Genomic DNA, 866 nt, shown 5'->3' with positions numbered 1-866 from the left:
GGGAACGTTACTGTCACTGTTGAACCTGGCTCTGCTTTACCTGTAATTTGTGTATCGTCACTTGTTACTGGATTGACAGTCGGTGTCGTTGGAGCAGTTGTATCTGTCACTACTGTTGTTGCTGGCTCAGACTCATTGCCATCTTTATCCGTTGCAGTAACTGGTAATGTTTCTCCACCTTTTAAATCTTCGTTGGCTGGAATATCAATCACGTAATTACCTTCCGCATCTGTTGTACCTGTCGCTGTTGTGCCGTCTGGGAACGTTACTGTTACTGTTGAGCCTGGTTCGGCTTTACCTTTGATTTGTGTGTCATCACTTGTTACTGGATTAACTGTTGGTATTGTCGGTGCTGTTGTATCTGTCACTGTTGTTTTCGTTTCTCCAGATGTATTACCTGCTTTATCAGTAGCAGTAATTGGTAAATCTTCTCCACCTTTTAAATCTTCATTCGCTGGAATATCAATGACATAATTGCCATCCGCATCTGTTATACCACTAGCTTTAGTACCATCTGGGAATGTTACTGTCACTGTTGAATTCGGCTCTGCCTTACCAGTAATTTGCGTATCATCACTTGTTACTGGATTTACTGTTGGCGCATCTGGTGCCGTAGTATCTGTTACTGTTGTTGTTGCTTCTCCTGACGTATTACCAGTTTTATCTGTAGCGGTAACTGGTAATGTTTCTCCGCCTTTTAAGTCTTCATTAGTTGGTATATTAATTGTATAGTTTCCATCCGCATCTGTTGTGGCACTAGCTGTATTGCCATCTGGGAATGTTACTGTCACTGTTGAGCCTGGTTCAGCCTTACCTGTGATTGTTGTATCATCGCTTGTTACTGGATTGACAGTCGGTGTCGTTGG

The 866-nt window shown here is 42.6% G+C and carries 1 protein-coding gene; it reads right to left on the bottom strand.

Features of this window, described 5'->3' with window-relative positions; genetic code table 11:
• On the bottom strand, window positions 1-866 hold an 866-nt coding region (locus HMPREF3125_RS03300), incomplete at both ends, for an Ig-like domain-containing protein (protein WP_256278059.1).

It is taken from the genome of Staphylococcus sp. HMSC13A10 (assembly GCF_001808005.1).
Taxonomy (GTDB): Bacteria; Bacillota; Bacilli; order Staphylococcales; family Staphylococcaceae; genus Staphylococcus; species Staphylococcus pasteuri.
The sequence above is the reverse complement of the archived record's forward strand: the minus strand, read 5'-3'. Positions and strand labels throughout refer to the sequence as shown.